The 19,180-nt window shown below is 31.5% G+C and carries 24 protein-coding genes; 1 reads left to right on the forward strand and 23 read right to left on the reverse strand.

Annotated elements, in window-relative coordinates; all coding sequences use genetic code 11:
* The 11 genes from C0982_RS01615 to C0982_RS01665 all read right to left on the reverse strand — a co-directional run bounded on the left by C0982_RS01615 (window position 1) and on the right by C0982_RS01665 (window position 9,820).
* The gene (locus C0982_RS01615) at window positions 1-720 is read right to left on the reverse strand and encodes a metal ABC transporter ATP-binding protein (protein WP_330399752.1); all 720 of its coding nucleotides are present in this window, start codon (window positions 718-720) and stop codon (window positions 1-3) included.
* A gap of 77 nt (window positions 721-797) precedes the next feature.
* A complete protein-coding gene (locus tag C0982_RS01620) occupies window positions 798-1,739 on the reverse strand; it encodes a metal ABC transporter solute-binding protein, Zn/Mn family (protein ID WP_101772499.1) in 942 nt (313 codons plus the stop codon).
* 240 nt (window positions 1,740-1,979) lie between these two features.
* Window positions 1,980-2,426 carry a flavodoxin domain-containing protein gene (locus C0982_RS01625; RefSeq protein WP_101772500.1) on the reverse strand — a complete coding sequence of 149 codons (447 nt, stop codon included), beginning with the start codon at window positions 2,424-2,426 and terminating at the stop codon, window positions 1,980-1,982.
* A 54-nt stretch (window positions 2,427-2,480) separates the two neighbouring features.
* Window positions 2,481-3,245: a precorrin-6A reductase gene (gene cobK, locus C0982_RS01630; RefSeq protein ID WP_101772501.1), complete on the reverse strand. Its 765-nt coding sequence runs from the start codon at window positions 3,243-3,245 to the stop codon at window positions 2,481-2,483.
* Between the two features lie 102 nt (window positions 3,246-3,347).
* On the reverse strand, window positions 3,348-3,908 hold the full coding sequence (locus C0982_RS01635; RefSeq protein ID WP_101772502.1) for a DJ-1 family glyoxalase III: 561 nt from the start codon (window positions 3,906-3,908) through the stop codon (window positions 3,348-3,350).
* 63 nt (window positions 3,909-3,971) lie between these two features.
* The gene (locus C0982_RS01640; RefSeq protein ID WP_101772503.1) at window positions 3,972-4,859 is read right to left on the reverse strand and encodes a GHMP family kinase ATP-binding protein; all 888 of its coding nucleotides are present in this window, start codon (window positions 4,857-4,859) and stop codon (window positions 3,972-3,974) included.
* Between the two features lie 165 nt (window positions 4,860-5,024).
* Entirely contained in the window at window positions 5,025-5,663 is a 639-nt protein-coding gene (locus tag C0982_RS01645; RefSeq protein WP_101772504.1) for a histidine phosphatase family protein, read from the reverse strand.
* Between the two features lie 61 nt (window positions 5,664-5,724).
* On the reverse strand, window positions 5,725-6,756 hold the full coding sequence (gene cobT, locus C0982_RS01650; RefSeq protein ID WP_101772505.1) for a nicotinate-nucleotide--dimethylbenzimidazole phosphoribosyltransferase: 1,032 nt from the start codon (window positions 6,754-6,756) through the stop codon (window positions 5,725-5,727).
* Window positions 6,757-6,837: 81 nt separating this feature from the next.
* Window positions 6,838-7,989, reverse strand: coding sequence for a S41 family peptidase (locus C0982_RS01655; protein WP_101772506.1), 1,152 nt, complete (start codon window positions 7,987-7,989; stop codon window positions 6,838-6,840).
* 67 nt (window positions 7,990-8,056) lie between these two features.
* Window positions 8,057-8,998, reverse strand: coding sequence for a transketolase family protein (locus C0982_RS01660; protein WP_101772507.1), 942 nt, complete (start codon window positions 8,996-8,998; stop codon window positions 8,057-8,059).
* A 9-nt stretch (window positions 8,999-9,007) separates the two neighbouring features.
* On the reverse strand, window positions 9,008-9,820 hold the full coding sequence (locus C0982_RS01665; RefSeq protein WP_101772508.1) for a transketolase: 813 nt from the start codon (window positions 9,818-9,820) through the stop codon (window positions 9,008-9,010).
* 237 nt (window positions 9,821-10,057) lie between these two features.
* Between C0982_RS01665 and acpS the strand changes: the two genes are divergently transcribed.
* Complete coding sequence (gene acpS / locus C0982_RS01670; RefSeq protein WP_101772509.1) at window positions 10,058-10,447, forward strand: holo-ACP synthase; 390 nt, start codon at window positions 10,058-10,060, stop codon at window positions 10,445-10,447.
* Between the two features lie 76 nt (window positions 10,448-10,523).
* Here the strand turns inward: acpS and C0982_RS01675 are convergent, their stop codons facing one another.
* From C0982_RS01675 to upp, 12 genes are all read right to left on the reverse strand, one after another.
* Window positions 10,524-11,096: a KH domain-containing protein gene (locus tag C0982_RS01675; protein ID WP_101772510.1), complete on the reverse strand. Its 573-nt coding sequence runs from the start codon at window positions 11,094-11,096 to the stop codon at window positions 10,524-10,526.
* Entirely contained in the window at window positions 11,097-11,366 is a 270-nt protein-coding gene (locus C0982_RS01680) for a FoF1 ATP synthase subunit delta/epsilon (protein ID WP_101772511.1), read from the reverse strand.
* On the reverse strand, window positions 11,366-12,763 hold the full coding sequence (atpD, locus tag C0982_RS01685) for a F0F1 ATP synthase subunit beta (protein ID WP_101772512.1): 1,398 nt from the start codon (window positions 12,761-12,763) through the stop codon (window positions 11,366-11,368). Before atpD ends, C0982_RS01680 begins: the two co-directional genes overlap by 1 nt.
* A gap of 10 nt (window positions 12,764-12,773) precedes the next feature.
* Window positions 12,774-13,772, reverse strand: coding sequence for an ATP synthase F1 subunit gamma (gene atpG, locus C0982_RS01690; protein WP_101772513.1), 999 nt, complete (start codon window positions 13,770-13,772; stop codon window positions 12,774-12,776).
* A 19-nt stretch (window positions 13,773-13,791) separates the two neighbouring features.
* Window positions 13,792-15,294 (reverse strand): F0F1 ATP synthase subunit alpha, encoded by a 1,503-nt coding sequence (atpA, locus tag C0982_RS01695; RefSeq protein ID WP_101772514.1) that lies wholly within the window; start codon window positions 15,292-15,294, stop codon window positions 13,792-13,794.
* A 16-nt stretch (window positions 15,295-15,310) separates the two neighbouring features.
* Window positions 15,311-15,853, reverse strand: a complete 543-nt coding sequence (locus C0982_RS01700) for a F0F1 ATP synthase subunit delta (protein ID WP_101772515.1) — start codon at window positions 15,851-15,853, stop codon at window positions 15,311-15,313.
* Window positions 15,853-16,353: a F0F1 ATP synthase subunit B gene (atpF, locus tag C0982_RS01705; protein WP_101772516.1), complete on the reverse strand. Its 501-nt coding sequence runs from the start codon at window positions 16,351-16,353 to the stop codon at window positions 15,853-15,855. The genes C0982_RS01700 and atpF overlap by 1 nt, the downstream gene beginning before the upstream one ends.
* A 50-nt stretch (window positions 16,354-16,403) precedes the next feature.
* Window positions 16,404-16,670: an ATP synthase F0 subunit C gene (gene atpE, locus C0982_RS01710; protein WP_101772517.1), complete on the reverse strand. Its 267-nt coding sequence runs from the start codon at window positions 16,668-16,670 to the stop codon at window positions 16,404-16,406.
* A 72-nt stretch (window positions 16,671-16,742) separates the two neighbouring features.
* Window positions 16,743-17,447, reverse strand: a complete 705-nt coding sequence (atpB, locus tag C0982_RS01715) for a F0F1 ATP synthase subunit A (RefSeq protein ID WP_101772518.1) — start codon at window positions 17,445-17,447, stop codon at window positions 16,743-16,745.
* A 3-nt stretch (window positions 17,448-17,450) separates the two neighbouring features.
* Window positions 17,451-17,849: an ATP synthase subunit I gene (locus C0982_RS01720; protein ID WP_180946840.1), complete on the reverse strand. Its 399-nt coding sequence runs from the start codon at window positions 17,847-17,849 to the stop codon at window positions 17,451-17,453.
* A gap of 4 nt (window positions 17,850-17,853) precedes the next feature.
* The gene (locus C0982_RS01725; RefSeq protein ID WP_101772520.1) at window positions 17,854-18,084 is read right to left on the reverse strand and encodes an AtpZ/AtpI family protein; all 231 of its coding nucleotides are present in this window, start codon (window positions 18,082-18,084) and stop codon (window positions 17,854-17,856) included.
* Window positions 18,085-18,468: 384 nt separating this feature from the next.
* On the reverse strand, window positions 18,469-19,098 hold the full coding sequence (upp, locus tag C0982_RS01730; protein ID WP_101772521.1) for a uracil phosphoribosyltransferase: 630 nt from the start codon (window positions 19,096-19,098) through the stop codon (window positions 18,469-18,471).
* Window positions 19,099-19,180: the final 82 nt, after the last annotated feature.

Consider the following 19,180-nt stretch of genomic DNA (forward strand, 5'->3'; position numbering starts at 1 on the left):
TCACCTCCTTGATAAATACTCCATAGGAGTCTTATCTTTAAATACTTCGAAACATCTACCCTGTGCTTGAATTGTTTTGTTAACTATTACAACGTGGTCAAAATAGTCCTCAAGAGTATTCATATCGTGGTGTACTGCTATTACTGTTTTATTATCTTTTTGAAATTCTTTAAACTTGTTCATTATTATCAGCTCTGTCGCTTTATCTACACCTGCAAGCGGCTCGTCCATGATATATAAATCTGCATGTTGATTTATTGCCCTTGCTATAAACACACGCTGCTTTTGACCACCTGATAGATCAGATATATGTCTGTCATGAAATTCATGCATCTGCATTTGTTCTAAGGCTTCATATGCCATTTGCTTTTCTTTTTTACCCGGTCTGTGAAATAATCCTGATTTTTTGTATTGCCCCATCATTACGACATCTAAGACTGTAATTGGAAAATCCCAGTTTACAGTTTCTGTTTGAGGCACATAGGCAATTTTTCTTCTAACATTTTTGTGAGGTTGCCCCCAAAATAAAACATATCCCGTTATAGGCTTCATAAGACCTAATATGCCTTTTAGAAGTGTTGACTTTCCCGCTCCATTTGGTCCAATTATTGCAGTTCTAGATCCTTCTATAAAATCTATATCCACATCCCATATAACTGGATTTTCATTATAAGCCATAGTCAAGTCTTCTACTCTTATTATTGATTTTTTATCCTCCAAATATTATCCTCCTATTCTGATTTTAATTAAACCGTGTTTTATTAAATCATAACACTATTTAACTAGTCTTATGATAATTACTTTAGATTATTATATATTAAATCTATATTGTGTTTGTACATTTGTATATATGTACTACCTACTTCTCCTTTTGGAGCTAGTGAATCTGAAAACAACTCATTATCGCTACCTGAGACAACCTTCACATCAGATCCCTTTGCTCTTACAATTTCTCTTATTTTTTCCATTCTCTCTGGATTTGTCGTGCTTTCTGAAAATATAGATTTTATGTGATTTTTTATAATAAAGTCAGCTGCTTTATCTATATCCTTATTTGAAATTTCTGAGTCTGTTCCTATACCTTGAGGAGCAACCACTTTTATATTATACGATTTAGAAAAATAATTAAATGCGTCATGCGGAGTTACTAAATATCTTCTATCAGATGGGATCTCATTTATTTTTTTTCTGTTTTCTTCATTTAATTTATCTAATTTCACCTTATATTCTCTAGTATTTTTTTCAAATAAAGCTTTATCGTTTAGTGAAAGTTTTACTAATTCTTCACAGGCTACGTCTACAGCTTTCTTATATAAATCTATATTAAACCAAAAATGTGGATCTACAATTTTATCTCCATCGCTATCCATTGTACCTAAATTATTTTTACTAAAATTTTTTGTTACTGCCACACCTTTTTTTTCTAGTGCACTTATCATCTTTCCTTCAAAGTGAAGTCCTTGATAAAGTAATAAATCCGCATCGAGTATTTTATCTACATCTTTCGGTTTAGCAACATATAAATGTGGATCCTCTCCTGCTGGTATAATCAAATCCACTTTAAATTTATCACCAGATATTTGGCTCACCATATCTGCTAAAAAAGAAGTCGTTACTGCTACACTTTTCTTATCCGAAATTTTACTAATTACTTCTCTCTTTTCATATTTAAATACATATCCAGCTATAGATATGAAAAAAAAACATAAAATTAAGACTGGAATTATTTTCTTTTTCATAATTTATATCCTCTATTCTTATTGTTAATTTAATTATACAACTATAATATATAATATCACATTAAATTAAAATGTAAACATCTTACCGATAATAACTTTCATTTTCTATTGCTAATTTTATTTTATTTTTTCCGTAATATAATTGTAATTTATATTACAAAGGCGTTGGTAATTCAGTCTACCAACGCCCTTTAGTGGATATGTAATATATTTACCCAGATTCACAGTGGTAAAAATAAATTATATGTTTTTTATAAAATTCAGAGCGTTTTCCATGTCGTCTTCATTTGGATGTCCTTTGCTAAGACCACCTATTAACTTCCAAGGTCCATAAGTATCATATCCTCTGCATTGATAAAACCCTGAAGAAACTAGATCTCGTACATCTAACTCCTTATTAATGGTATCTTCATACTTGACACTCATCAAACCTGATGTTATCATTGTAAATATTTTTTTCCCAGAAACATGCTCTTTATTTTCTTCGATAAATTTATATATTCTACTATCCATATTTCCATAATAAATCCCAGATGCAAATACTAAATTATCATATTCAAACAACGCTATGTTGTCTTTATTATCTAAAATATTTATTGCCTCAACATCCGTTTTTTCTAATATATAATTAACTATCTTCTCTGTGTTGTTATGATGTATCGAACAATATATTATTAGTGTTTTCATACAATATCCCCTTTTTTGTTTTCAGATTTAATTATAAAAAACAAATCCCACTTTTTATCCAAAGATTATACTTTCCTCTATTTCAGAAACATCGTGTACTACTCTTTGATAATCTATAGTCTTTCTTTTTATCACAATTACAGGTATTCCCAATTCTTCACAAGCAGAAATCTTATCTAAATATCCACCTGCGAATCCGCTTTCTTTTGTTATTACCACATCTACCTTTGCATGCTTCAATAGTGCAACATTTATTTCCTTATTAAAAGGTCCTTTTATCGCAATGATATTATCCGCATTCAGCCCAATGGCTTCACAATTTCTAAGGGTTTCACTTGTTGGAAATACTCTTGTTACTATATTTCTTGATTTTAATAATTTGACATATGTACCTAAATTTTTATTACCTGTAGCTATAAATACATTTTCCCACTCTTCATTACTTAATACCATTCCACAAGCTTCTTCAATTGTATCTACAATGTATTCACCCTGATATGTAATATTCTCCAACAGTGATTTTCTTTCAAATCTTATATACTTTATATCCGTTTCTTCACATGCGTCCATTGCATTTCTAGAAACATCAATGGCATATGGATGCGTCGCATCTATAACTTGTCTCACTTCATTTTCTATTATATACTTTTTCATTTCTTTTTTATCCATTTTTCCGTTTATAATAAATTTTGCATGAGACTCAGCTAGTTCCTTACCAAAATCTGTAGCTACTGACAATACAAAATCACTTATTCCTATTTCGTAAAGTCTATCACAAATTTTTAAGCTATCAGAAGTTCCTCCCAAAACCAATATCATAAAAATTATTCCCCCAACCTTTATTTCATCTGATATCAAACTTAAATTCATATTTATGCACAAATCATATAACTATTTGAAAATCATATCTAATACCAGTCATTATTTTTCTATATAGTTTGATAGTGTTTCTTGTTTTATTTTGTCTGCAACTTCTTTTCCTCTCAAATACTCTATTATCTTATATGCAAAAAGTGTTGCTGTTGCAGGACCTCTAGAAGTTATAACATTTTCATATAATACTACTGATTCCTGAATATGTTTTTTATATTTTACCATATCCTCCATTCCTGGATATATAGTACCTTCTATTTTGCTAGCTATCTCAGCCTCTTCTAAAACTAATGGACTTGCACATATTGATGCTACTAACTTTTTTTCTAAAAAGAATTTTTCTAATATATTTAATACATCTTTATTGCTTTTAAGCATCATTGTTCCTGGATATCCTCCTGGTAAAACAACTCCATCATAACTATCCAAATCTACGTTATCTACTTTTTTATCCGTAATTATTTTTATATTATGGTCACCTATAGTTTCAAGCTCGCCTGTTATAGATACCATATCTATTTCTATATCAGCTCTTCTACAAAAATCTACAACTGTCAGTGCTTCGATCTCTTCATATCCGTTTGGCATTAGTATCATAATTTTACTCATAACAGTTTCTCCTCCCTATTATAAAAAAATACATCATAGATATTTTACGCTGTTTTTTAATGATTAATATCCTTTAGATAGTCCACCTTCAATTATTTTTTTGAAATACTTCCTAGTATATATATTAGAAGCATTCGATTTTTTTATTTCATGCAATAATTTATCGTTATCTGTACTCGAATCTATTACTAGCCCAACTACAGTCCCTGTATGTGATATATTTAAGAATGCGCAATTACATTCTTTTGATATACTCAATAATTCCCTTAAATACGGAGTGTTTTTTATTTTTTCATTTGCGAGAGCGCTATTCTCACATGCTCTTGCTATTAATGAGACATCATTTTGCTCAAATCCTGACTTCAAAAGTTCAAAAGCTCTTTTGGTAAAAGTTTTATTACTATTTAAATATCTATAATATCCTTTTTTATCCCTTGTTTTTATTGTGCTTATTTTAGAAAATGGTTCTAGTATTAGCACTTTTTCAAAGTTTAATTTACCTAAATCTTCTTTTTTCTCACCATGTATAGGGTCAAATATACACACGTTTTCATGAAAAATAGCATCAGTCGGTTCAATCTTAGACACAATCTTTGATATTTCATCTGCATCTAAATTTTCTCCTAAGAAATCTAGGGCCGCCATTATGCTCGCACCTATATCTGCCGTTGAACTCGCCATTCCCTTGCTTGTAGGTATCTCCGATTTAATACTCAAGCGTATATTTTGCATTTTAGATTTATCTATTCCAAATCTTTCAAAAACGTATTCAATCGCTCTGAGTGATTTTATCTTATGAGTTTTATAGTAATTTGAAGAACTATGACTCTCGGATACAGTTGCTCTTGAATACATATCTACACAATACGAGCTTATATATTCATTTTTATCTATGTATCCTTGTACTAATTCTCCACAAGTACCTGGGCACATTCCATATCCTTTTTTCATATCATAAACAGTCCTTTACAGTAATTTAAAACATCTTTCAACTCAGTTTCATTTTAACATTCATTTTACTTGGGCTACTTCTTATAAACTACAAACAACTCTTTCTTTATTTTTTAATACTTTCTCACATCAATAATTCTATCCCTACATAAAGTTATTTTAGTTTTACTTTATATTATATGGCGCCATTAATAAAGATTTATCATATGGCACATATCCTAATGTTTCTAACACAGGAATTTTCTCAGTAAATTCGACAACTGTAATAGTCGCATTTAGCACTTTGAAATTCCAATGCAACTTATGACTTCCAATAATCAAATATGAAAGTATATTTCTGATTGTACCCATATGCGAGCAAATCATTATATTTTCAGATTCCTGATTTTCCTTCATCACATTATCAAGAGATTTTATATTTCTTTCATACATCTCCGTCAAACTTTCACCTTTAGGAAATTTATAAGTAGCATCATGTTTAAGTAATTTTTTTGCTTCCTCTGGATATTCGTTTCTAATATCTCTAAAACTTCTACCATCAAATAGGCCAAAGTTCATTTCTCTTAGTCCTTCAATTCGATGTATATCCTTATTTTTGTATTCTGCGAAATCATTTATAGTGTGTACTGTTCTTTTCAAAGTAGAAGTGTATATTTTTTCAACTTTAATATCTTTTAAAAATTCGTTTAGTTGTTTTGCCTGTTTTTTACCTACTTCACTAAGTTCACAGTCATTAAATCCAGAATATAACATTTTTTCATTATCGACTGTGTGACCATGCCTTATTAAATATAATTTTTTCATTTTCTCCTACCTTAAAATATAATAGACTTACTAACTAGCATATCTATAATTATCATTTTACTTATTCTAAATCCATTGCACTGTTGTACGCGTATGTTGCAGCATCAATAACATTCATAGCAAGTGCAGCTCCTACTCCTTCGCCCAAAGTCATATTCATCATAAGAATTGGATCTAATTTTAACATTTCAAGTGATTTTTTAGCACCTAGTTCATTTGTCAAATGAGATGGTATTAAATATTCTACACTTAAAGGGTTGATCCTGTATGCAATTAATGCTGCTGCATACGTTATATATCCGTCAAGCACTACAGGGATTCTATTAGCTGCACATCCAAGGATTACACCAACTACTCCCCCTATTTCAAACCCACCTACTTTTGAAAGAACTTCTATTCCATCTGTAGGATTTGGGTTGTTAACTTCTATAGATTTTCTTATTACTTCAATTTTATGTTTCATCTCTTTATCATTTAAACCAGTGACACTATCTGTTATTTTATTCGGATCAATTCCAGACATTACAGATAATATAGCTGTCGCCGATGTAGTGTTTGATATTCCTATTTCTCCAACACCTATAACCTTATATCCATCTATTATGCAGCGTTCTGCTACTTCAATCCCCATTTCAATTGATTTAACAGCTTCGTCAACACTCATTGCTGGACCTTCTGAGATATTATCCGTACCTTCTCTTATTTTATAGTCTAGAACTCCATATATAGGATTTTCACCTTTCATTCCCATATCTACAAATATTGTATCTGTATTATTAAAAGTAGAAATAGGAGAAAGTATTCCTCTTTTGTTTGAAGCTTCTATCATTAATTCTCTTGTCATTTCCTGAGGTTGAGAAGATACTCCTTCTGCATACACTCCATGGTCAGCTGCAAATGTAATAATACATTTTTTTGGTGAATTCTCTAAGTTAGAATTACCATATACTCCAGCCATCATGACAGTAATATTTTCTATTTTTCCTAGCATATTCAATGGAAATTTAAATTTCTCCCATTCTTGTCTAGCTTTTTTCATACTCTTTTCATCTAATGAGTATATATTCCTAGATATACTTACCAAAAGGTTCATATATTTCCTCCATATCTATAATCCCCATCTAAATAAATTCTTCACGACAATTTTCGTTTCATACAAATTGACTAAGTATAGCTAACTACTTTTTAGCTTCTCTTTCAAATACTCTACAGCTTTTTGAAGTTGTTCATTGCTATTTTTTACTTCTATAGTCGGTTTTATTCCTTTTTTATCAATATAATTTCCGTTAGGTGTAAAATACTGAGATGTAGTAAGTTTATAACCGCTTCCATCCCTTAGTCCTACAACGCTTTGAACAAGTCCCTTACCATAAGTAGTTGTTCCTATAGAAATACCTGCTTTATTGTCAACAATTGCTCCTGTCAAAATTTCAGATGCAGAAGCAGAATGTTCATTAGTTAATACTACCAAAGGAAGGTTAATTTTTTCTTTATCAGTGCTTTTTAAATATACTCTATCTTTCTTATTATCTTCAGTATATACTATCACGCCTTCTCCCAATATCTGATCAGAAATTTTTTCTACTGAGTCTAAAAGACCACCACCATTATCTCTAACATCAATAATTAAAGCCTTCATATTATTCTTTTTCAAATTTAAAATTGCACTTCTAAAATCCTTATCTGTATCTTCATCAAAACTTTCAATTTTTACATAACCAATATTATCTTCTTTCATTTCGCTTTTTATTGATTCTATTTTTATTTCTTTTCTAGTAAGCTTTTTATTGATTATCTTTTTATCTCTCATAAAAGAAACGTCTACTTGCGTACCTTCTTCGCCTCTGATATTCTTTGTAGCTATATCAATATCTTGATTAGCATAGCTTTTCCCATTAATTTTCAGAATTTGATCACCTTTTTTTACTCCAGCTGTCTTTGCAGGACTGTTCTCAAATACTCTTTCCACAACTATCAATCCTGATGATTCTTCAGCTTTTAATAACATTCCTATTCCTACATACTTGCCTGAAGAAGACTCCATCAACTGGCGCATCTCATCTTTTGTATAGTATGCCGAATACACATCCTCTGTACCATAAAAAAGACCTTTATAAATTCCTTCTTCAAGTTTTTCTTCATTTGGTTTTTTATAGAAATCCTCATGTATAGCTTCATTCAATCCAATTAGCTTTTTATATTTTTCATATTCTGAATTAGGCAAAAATGCTACTATATTAAATTGAGTCAACACAAATGTTGTAACAATAGCTGTAGCAACTACTAATCCCATATTTTTTAAAAATTGCTTTTTATTAAATTTCATATTATATCCTCTTTAATACGTATATAAATGTCAAAAATATGTATCTTAATGCTATTTCCTTTTGATTTTATTCCCACTCTTTGTTTAAAATATCAATAGCCTCTTTTACAATATTTTCGCTTGTCAAGCCAAAGTATTTATAAAGTTCATCTGCTTTACCTGACATTCCAAATTTATCGTTTATGCCGATTCTTTTCACGTATACCGGGTAGTTCTCTGAAACAACTTCACTAATTGCAGATCCAAGACCTCCAATAATACTATGATCTTCTACCGTCAAAATTTTTCCGGTTTCTTTTGCGCAATTAATAATTAGTTCTTCATCTATTGGTTTTATAGTAGACATATTTATAACTCTTGCATTTATTCCTTGCTCTTTTAATATATTTGAAGCTTCTAATGCTTCATATACTAATGGACCACATGCAAATATTGACAAATCATCACCCTCGTTTAATATATCGCCCTTGCCAAAATTAAATTTATACTCTTCATTATATATGTCAGATACATCTTCTCTAACCATTCTAACATATGATGGACCAATATCATTTGATATATATTTTATTATTTCACTAGCTTCTTTTGAGTCCGCTGGAACAAAAACTTTCATATTAGGTAATACTCTCATTATCGAGATATCTTCTATACTTTGATGAGTTGCACCATCTTCTCCTGTCATTATACCTGCATGAGTAGAGCATATTTTAACATTTAAATTTGCCATACAGACCATATTTCGTATTATCTCATATGCCCTTCCAGTTTCAAATACTGCAAATGAACTTGCAAAAACAGTTTTTCCTGCAGATGCAAGGCCTGATGATATACCAATTAGATTTTGTTCTGCTATTCCTACATTAAAAAATCTATTTGGGAATGTTTTTTTAAAATACATAGTTTTTGTAGATTCTGATAAATCAGCATCTACAACAATAACATTCTCATCATTATTTCCAATTTCAACCAAAGTTTTTCCAAATGTTTCTCTCATCGAATTCTTTTGCATGTATTCCACCTACCTCAGCTCTTCTAGAGCTATTTTATACTCTTCTTCATTTGGTATCTTACTATGCCATTCATAGTTATTTTCCATAAAAGATACGCCCTTGCCTTTGACAGTTTTTGCTAAAACTAGCACTGGTTTTTCTTCTACCATATCAAATACATTGAATGCGCTGAAAATCTGGTCAAAATCATGACCATCTACTTCTACAACATACCATCCAAAAGATGAAAATTTCTTTGATATAGATCCTAAATCCATTACATCCTCAGTTTTTCCATCTATCTGCAACCCATTCATATCTACTATTGCCATTAAATTATCTAATTTATATTGATTAGCAAGCATAGCTGCTTCCCATATAATACCTTCTTGTAATTCTCCATCTCCTATTAGCGCATATACATTGTAATTCAAATTGTCTATTTTAGACGCCAGTGCCATTCCGCACGCTGCAGATAATCCTTGCCCAAGTGAACCTGTTGTAATATCTACTCCACTTACCTTTATCATATCTGGGCTTCCCTGTAGATTTCCATTTATTTTTCTATATTGGTTTAGCTCGTCATCTAAAAGGTATCCTTTTTCATACAACGTTGCATAAAGAGCTGGAGATGAATGCCCTTTTGACATTACAAATCTATCTCTATCAGCCTTATCTGGTTCTTCAACGTCTATATTCATTTTTCCAAAATATAGAGAAGTTATAATATCAACACAGGATAGAGCTCCCCCTGGATGACCAGAACCTGCATTGTATATCATCTTTATAATATTTCTTCTTATTTTTTTTGCCTTATCAGCTAATATTTCATAATCAGTCATTTTATAACTTCTCCTTTTTACTCAATATTTTAAAATAAAAATCATAAATACAGACCTTTTTTCTAATATACTGTCCTCTTACCGAAATCAAATTGTTGAATTTACTACCTTTCTAATTATACTACATAAATATACTATGTACAATATTCACTAGATTATGCTAAAATTAATATTATTTACGAATATTAAAAAAATATATATAAAAGCAATAAAACTATAAATAATAGAGGTGTTTATATGATATACGGAATTGGAACTGACATTATCGAAATAGATAGAATTAGAAATTCAATTAATAAAAACCCTAAACTCTTACAAAAACTTTTTTCTGAAGATGAATTAGATCTTCTAAGCAGTAAAAACTTTAAGGCCGAATCTGTCGCTGGAAATTTTTCAGCTAAGGAAGCAGTTATAAAGTCTGTAGGAACTGGATTACGCGGCTTTAGTATAAAAGATGTCCAAATTTTAAGAGACGATTTGAATAAACCTATAGTAGTTTTTTCAGGTGAATTCAAAAATTTTTGTGAGTCAATAAATGTAGAAAAAATATTAGTTTCTATATCTCACTCAAAAAATTATGCAGTAGCGAATGCCATCGCAATCCTATCTAGTAATTATGTTGAATAAAAATATAAATAAAAAACGCTTAAGAATAGTCTTTATTCTTAAGCGTTTTTTATTTATATATAGATGCGTAAATAGTTTAATTTATCTGTTCAAATTTAGCTATTTTCCAAGAACCATTGTTCAGTTTTACCATCCATACTTTTTCTTTTTTGTTTTTAAATACTTTATTATCAGTTTTTTTATAATTTTTATTATTATATTCGCTGTACATAACGGATTTATCTTTTGTATCAAAATATGTCACATCGTATGTTACTTCATATAACTGAGTATCGTCTAGAGGGAAAGACTCAACACTATTGTCTCTTCTAGGAAATTCTATTTGTTTTCCTGTATAATCAATTTGTTTTATATTATTCACTTTGATGTTTTTCATATTTTTCATCATTTTAGCAGTTAATCTCGCCTCTACTCTATTCTTATCATCATATAGATACCATCTTTTATACTCTTCGTATGGCATCATTCCATTTGGAACATTTCTACCATCTCTTAGTTCTAGTAACTCATAATACTGTTCCAAAACTTTTTCAGGGTACGTATCATCGATTTTAACAGTATCTCTATGATGCTTTGAATTCAAATAGAAACCTGCAAAAATTGCTAGTACAATAAATACTACTATAGAAAGCCAATGTTTAAATTTCAATTATTTTTCCTCTTGATCATTCCAAACAGCTTTTTCAGTTACTAAAACAGTGTCTGTTTTTCCATCGACTGTAACAAATCCATTACCTATACTAGCAAGTTTGAATTTTCCGTCTATCTTTATTTTTAATTTTCCCTCTTTAACTCCAGCCACTATAGGAATATGACCTTTTAATACAGCTCTATCCCCTACTGTCGTTTTAAATATTACCATTTCAGCTTCTTTATCAAAGAAAGTCTTATCAGGAGTAACCACTTTTAATTTAAACACTAGTTAGCACTTCCTTTCGCCTTTCGTATAGCTTCTTCTATCGTTCCTACGAATAAAAATGCAGATTCAGGAAGATCATCATGCTTCCCTTCAAGGATTTCTTTAAATCCTCTTATAGATTCTTTAACAGGTACGTAAGCACCCTTTATTCCAGTAAACTGTTCTGCTACAGTAAATGGTTGTGACAAGAATCTCTGTATTTTTCTAGCACGTGATACTATTATTTTATCTTCATCAGACAACTCATCCATACCTAATATCGCTATTATATCCTGAAGTTCTTTATATCTTTGAAGAATTGATTGTACTTGTCTTGCAATATCATAGTGTTCTTTTCCAACTATTCTTGGATCAAGTACTCTGGATGATGACTCTAATGGATCAACCGCTGGATAAATACCAAGCGAAGATATCTGTCTTGATAATACAGTTTTTGCATCCAAGTGCGCGAAAGTAGTCGCCGGAGCAGGGTCAGTAAGGTCATCCGCAGGCACATATACGGCTTGAACAGATGTTATTGATCCGTCCTTTGTAGATGTGATTCTCTCCTGTAGTGCACCCATTTCTGTAGCAAGTGTTGGCTGGTATCCAACAGCAGAAGGCATACGACCTAAAAGTGCCGATACTTCTGAACCAGCTTGAGTAAATCTAAATATATTATCAATGAATAACAACACATCTTGATGTTCCTTATCTCTAAAGTACTCAGCCATAGTAAGTCCTGTAAGGGCAACTCTCATTCTAGCACCTGGTGGCTCATTCATCTGACCAAATACCATAGCAGTCTTTTTTAATACTCCAGATTCAGCCATTTCACCATATAGGTCATTACCTTCTCTAGTTCTCTCTCCTACTCCAGAGAAAACAGAGATTCCACCATGTTCTCTTGCTATATTATTTATTAATTCCTGTATTAACACAGTCTTACCAACTCCAGCACCACCAAATAGTCCTATTTTACCACCTTTTAGGTAAGGAGCTAGTAAGTCAACTACCTTTATTCCGGTTTCTAATATTTCAGCCTTAGTTTCAAGCTCGTCATATTCTGGAGCATCTCTATGAATAGGATAGTATTCTACACCTTCAGGAGCTGGTTCTAAGTCTATAGGCTCGCCCAAGACATTGAAAACTCTCCCTAATGTATTTTCTCCAACTGGTACAGATATTGGAGCTCCTGTATCAATAGCTTCCATACCTCTTACTAATCCTTCAGTTGCACTCATAGCTATACATCTAACTGTATCATTTCCAATATGCTGAGATACTTCTGCTATTATTGTTCTATCTTTATCTTTTATCTTTAATGCATTTAATAGGTTAGGTAGATCATTTTCACTATCAAACCTAACATCAAGTACAGCTCCTACGACCTGTACAATTTTTCCTACATTTGCCATCTTTTCCTCCTTACTTTAGAGCTTCAACTCCTGCACTTATCTCAGTTATTTCCTGAGTTACATCGCTTTGTCTTGCTCTATTGTAGCTAAGTTCTAAACTTTTAATCATTTCGTTTGCGTTATCAGTAGCAGATTCCATTGCCGTCATTCTAGCACCGTGTTCAGATGCACATGACTCAACTATACCACCATTTATAGTACCTGATATATATGTAGGTATTAAAAATTCTAATACTTTTTGCGCAGAAGGTAAGTACTGTACTTTTGATTTCGTAGCACTCATCTTACCTTTCATTTCATTAGCAAATTCTTCAGCTTTTTCTTGCTCTTTTCTTCTAGCTTCTTCTCTTTCCCTTAAAATTTCTTCACTAATATAAACATCTGGATCATCAATATCAATTTCCTCTTTATATCTTTCTGATCCATATTCAAGTGGAACATCGAATACAAGAGGTAGAATCTTAATAGTTTTTGCCTCTTGAGAAAGAGCTGAGAAAAATTGTGTGTATGTAAATAGAACTTCATCAATTTCACCGTTTAAAAACATGTTCATTAATTTTTCAGTGATTTTTCTTACATCTTCATAATCATATTTTTCAACGGATTCAATTTTATCTATTATCTCTATATTCCTCTTCGAAAAGTATTCAAAAGCCTTCTTACCAATTGTTACAACACAATCACTTTCAGGGCTTATATATTTTTCAGCTTCCTTAAAAGCATTAGAATTATATCCACCAGCAAGACCTCTATTACCTGCAACAACAATGTGACATCTTTTTTTCAGCTCTCTTTCTTTCAAAAAATCGCTGTTCACACCTTTTGTATTCATAGATATTTCTACAATGGTTTCATATAATGTGTTGAAGTACTCACTCGATTGATCAGCTGCAATTTTAGCTTTTCTAAGTTTTGAGGATGCAACAAGATACATTGCGTTGGTAATTTGCTTTGTACTGTTTACACTGGCAATACGATTTTTTATTGCCTTTATTCCAGCTCCTGCCATTTACTTACCCCCTCCTATGTTATATCTCGTCTTTAAATTTAACTTTAAATTCTTCTATCGCCTTAGTAAGTTCCTCGTTAAAATCTTCTCCCTTTAATATCTTTTTAGTTATTTCGGGATGAACGCTATCTATATAATCATATACTTCTAATTCAAAATCCTTTATCTTGTCTAGACTTATGTCAGCAAGTAGATTATTTATAACTGCATATATTATAATTACTTGATTTTCAACAGGTATAGGATTGTTTTCATCTTGTTTTAATACTTCAACAATTCTCTCACCTTGAGATAATCTTCTTTTAGTATCCTCATCCAAGTCAGATCCAAACTGTGCAAATGCCGCAAGTTCTCTATATTGTGAGTATGCAAGTTTTAATGTACCCGCAATCTTTTTCATAGATTTTATTTGGGCTGAACCTCCGACTCTCGAAACTGATATTCCAGGGTCCACGGCTGGTCTAACACCTGCATAGAACAACTCTGGTTGCAAATAAATCTGTCCATCTGTAATAGATATTACGTTAGTTGGTATATATGCTGATACATCTCCTGCCTGAGTCTCAATAACAGGAAGCGCAGTCATAGAACCTCCTCCTAGATCATCAGAAAGTTTTGCAGATCTTTCAAGTAGTCTAGAATGAAGATAGAATACATCCCCAGGATAAGCTTCACGACCTGGTGGTCTTCTAAGAAGTAATGACATCTCTCTATAAGCTACCGCTTGTTTACTTAGATCATCATATATAATTAAAACATCTTTACCATTATACATAAACTCTTCACCTATAGAAGTTCCAGTATATGGTGCTAAGTACTGAAGTGGTGCAGATTCAGAAGCTGATGCAGATACTACTAATGTATAGTTCATAGCTCCGTATTCTTCCAAAGTAGACACTAACTGTGCCACTGTAGATCTCTTCTGACCAATCGCAACGTATATACAAATTACATCTTTTCCTTTTTGATTTATTATTGTATCTGTAAGTATAGATGTTTTTCCTGTTTGCTTATCACCAATTATTAGTTCTCTCTGTCCCTTACCAATAGGAACCATTGAATCTATAGATTTAATACCTGTTTGTAGAGGTTGATACACTGATCTTCTGCTCATTATACCAGGAGCAGGAGACTCTACGGGTCTAGTCTTTTCTGTTTCAATAGGACCTTTTCCATCGATTGGTTGACCTAAAGCATTTATAACTCTACCTATCATCTGTTCCCCTACAGGAACTTCTGCTACTCTACCTGTTCTTTTTACGACATCGCCTTCTTTTATTCCGAAGTCCTCTCCCAGTATAACTGCTCCAACAACTTCTTCCTCAAGGTTTAAGGCTAAACCATACACATTTCCAGGAAACTCAAGCAGCTCTCCAGACATTGCATTTTCAAGTCCGTACACACTTGCTATACCGTCTCCAACATTTAAAACACTACCTGTGTCCGTAAGTTTTATTTTATTCTCATAATTTTTAATTTGACTTTTAATTATGGAACTTATCTCTTCCGGCTTTAAATTCATGGGGTCACCACCGTTTCTATGATATTACTTGAAATAAACTCTGTTTTAAATCATCTAATCTAGATTTAACACTTCCATCTATTTCTTCGTTTCCTATTCTTACAAGGACTCCACCAAGAATATCCTTGTCTATTTTATTTGTTAATACTACTTTTTTATTATACATAGCAGAAAGCTTTGTCTCTAATTTAGAAATATCTTCAGAACTCAAAGCAATTGCACTCGTAACAGTTCCTTCTAGAATATTGTTTTTATCATTAAGTAATGTTTTATATTCAACAACAATATCAGACAGTTCTGAAGTTCTAGTATTCTCTATCAAGACCATAAAGAAATTGTATGATATCGATGATACTTTACCATAAACTATTTCCTTCATAACATTTTTCTTTTCATTCCTTGTTACAAAAGGAGATCTTAATGCGTCATACAAACTTTCATTAGAATCAATAAGATTTTCTAAGTCTAATATTTCAGAGTATACTTGTGAAGTAATTTCCTGCTCATCTGCCAGTTCAAATAGTGCTTGTGCATATCTACTTCCTATTTGGCTAGTCATTATTTAGCATCTCCTACCTCTTTGATAAATTCATCTATTAAATCTTCGTGCTTTGACTTGTCTATATCTTTTTCTATAATTTTAGATGCAACCATTACGGCCATATCTGATATTTCATTTTTAACATCTACAAAAGCTTGATTCTTTTCTTTTTCAATATCGTCTGCTGCTTTAAGTTTCATAGTTTCAACTTCTTTTTTAGCAACATTGATCATTTCTTCAGATTTTTCTTCAGCTCTTCTCTTTGCAAGTTCTACAATTTCTTGTCCCTTGCTTCTTGCTGTTCCAACCTTAGTTTCATACTCAGACTTAAATTTTAACCCTTCTTCTTTAGCTTCTTCAGCAACTTTTATATCATTTTTTATTATTTCTTCTCTTGATTCAATTATGTTGATTACAGGTTTGAATAAAATTTTTCTTAAAATCAAAAATAATATAAATGTGTTTGCCAGAGTTATAAAGAGTTCATAACTTAAGCCTATTAATGGCTTAAACTCCATAATTATCCTCCTATTTCAATCGCTTAAAATTACCTTTCCTTTAAGGCTACTTAACCAAGCTTTATCCAAGGATTTACAAATATTAAGATTATTGCTATTACTAGTCCATATATTGCTGAAGACTCCGTTACAGCTTGACCTAGTAGCATAGTTGAAATTATATCACTCTTTGCTTCTGGCTGATTTCCTACAGCTTCCGCACCCTTACCAGCAGCATATCCTTGACCTGCTCCTGCGCCTATACCTGTAAATACTGCTATACCTGCTCCTATTGCTGATCCTGCTATCGCTATTCCTAAACCTAATCCTTCTAACATTTTTTTCCTCCTAGTTAAATCATTTTAATTTAATTTTATTTATAATAAGTATTTATTACTAAATTACTATCTTTATTCCTCTGCCACGCTTCCAACAAATACCATAGTTAACATTGTAAAAATAAATGCTTGCAATGCACCCGCAAAAAGGTCAAAATACAAGTTCAACGGAAGTGGAATTAAAAACATTCCAACTGGAACTTGCATATTTGGTATAAGTGTTGAAAGGTAAGCCAATAACTGCATAAATAGTGACATTATTATAGTTCCACCAAGTATATTACCAAAGGGACGGAAACTTAATGATATTGGCCTTGCTATTTCTCCTATTATATTAAGCGGTGCTAATAGTGGAGTTGGCTCAATAAGAGTCTTAAAGTATCCAAGACCTTGGAATTTAACACCCATTACATACACCATTAAGAATGTAGTTAACCCCCATGCTACAGTAGTATCCAAGTCTGTAGTTGGTGATTTAATACCAAACACTGTTATTAAATTTGAACATAAGAAAAATAAAAATATCGTTCCAATATACGAAACTATACCTGGAACCTTATTTACAAACTTATCACCCATTGTTTCCCTAACCATTTTTCTCAAAAAATCAATGGCGTACTCAAGGAAAAGTTGTCTTTTTGTTGTTGGTATTTTCTTTAAATTTCTAGTAAGTATTAAAGATACAACAATCAGAAATAACATCACCAACCACTGAACAATAATTGTTTCACTTATCTTTAAATCTCCAATATACAAAAGATATCTAGATTGATACAACGTCTACTCCTCCTTTCCAAGTTTTTTTGTTACTTTACTCAGTATTAGCTGCTGAACTCTTATTACAATACTAGTGCTCAACAATCCTACTGCTACAGTATAAATATTTATACTTTTGTTTACTGCCGCAAATATCAGTATAGCTGCATACATCGCAAATCTAATCCCGTACCCAAATACGGCAGCAAAAACAGCTTTATTTTTCTGCTTTCCCACAATGGATGTGATATCTCGAGCCAACATAAAAAGTGCCAACATTGATATCAAGCTTCCTGCAATGACACCTCCTATGGTCGACAAACTCGCCTTACCAGCTAATGCCAGTAATGCAAGTGCTACAATATCGTACACCACTATCCCTAAATATATTTTTTTTAAATCCTTCAAAAGCTCTTTATCCAAAGCCTCACTTCCTTTTCCCGATATATGATTTTAAGGTCTTGTATATACTTAAAAAAGCACTCAAAATCCCTAAAACTATAAATATTATAGAAAATACAGGAGAAGTTCCTATTTTTTTATCGATAAATATACCGACAAATCCGCAACCAAAAATACATATAACCGCTGTCATACCTATTTGAGTTATAAGCGAAAAAGATTTCATTGCATCGACCCATACCTTTTTATTTGACATAGTTCACTCCTTATTTAAATTCTTTTTCTTTAAAGTTATTGCTCGAAACTTCCACTATGGTATATTTTACCATTTTAAAATAACTTATTCCACTAAATAATTAAATTTGAGCAAGGTATATATTTCTAAATATAAACTGTTTTTTTAAATATTTTCATTATATTTTTTATTATTTAGTCAGTTTTTTCTATTTTTTTAATGTTTTTTCTTTTTTTTATTAATGTATATATATTTTATTTTTTTGTTATTTTTTTGCACTATAACTATTTTTTTTCTTACTAAGCACATTTTTGCCTTTAAAACGTTTGCATAAATAATCTTTTATTTTTTTTAATAAAGACAAACATTGAGATTGATATAAATGCTACATCAATCTCAAAAAGCTTACTTAGTTCCAAACAATCTATCTCCTGCGTCACCAAGACCAGGCACTATATAATTATGATCATCCAAACCTTCATCAATCGATGCAATATACATATCAACATCAGGATGTAATTTTTGAATGTACTCAACTCCTTCAGGTGAAGCAACTAAATTTACCATTTTAATGTCAGTCGCACCTCTTTTTTTCAATATTTCTATAGCAGCAGCTGCCGATCCACCTGTTGCCAGCATTGGATCTAATACAAATATTGTTCTCTTCTCTAAATCTTCAGGCAACTTAGAGTAGTATTCAAATGGCTCTGATGTTTCCGGGTCTCTATAAAGACCTATATGCCCTACTCTAGCAGAAGGTATAATATTTGTAAATGCTTCAACCATTCCCACTCCTGCTCTTAGAATTGGAATAAGCGCTAATTTCTTTCCAGATAGAACTTCTGCTTTCATCTTTTTTAACGGTGTTTCGATTTCAATTTCACATAAATCAAGATCTTTAGTAGCCTCATAACACATCAACATCGTAATTTCAGTCAATAATTCTCTGAAATCTTTCGAACTAGTGTCCTTCATTCTCATCAGTGTTAATTTATGCTCTATTAGAGGATGTTTAATAACTGCCACATTACTCATAAATCTTCTCCCTATATATTTTTTATTTTTTTGCTTAAGCGTATTCATATGTATAGCATATAATTATATACTATACCCCGTA

This window comes from Peptostreptococcus faecalis (assembly GCF_900240845.1).
In the GTDB taxonomy this organism is placed as follows: domain Bacteria; phylum Bacillota; class Clostridia; order Peptostreptococcales; family Peptostreptococcaceae; genus Peptostreptococcus; species Peptostreptococcus faecalis.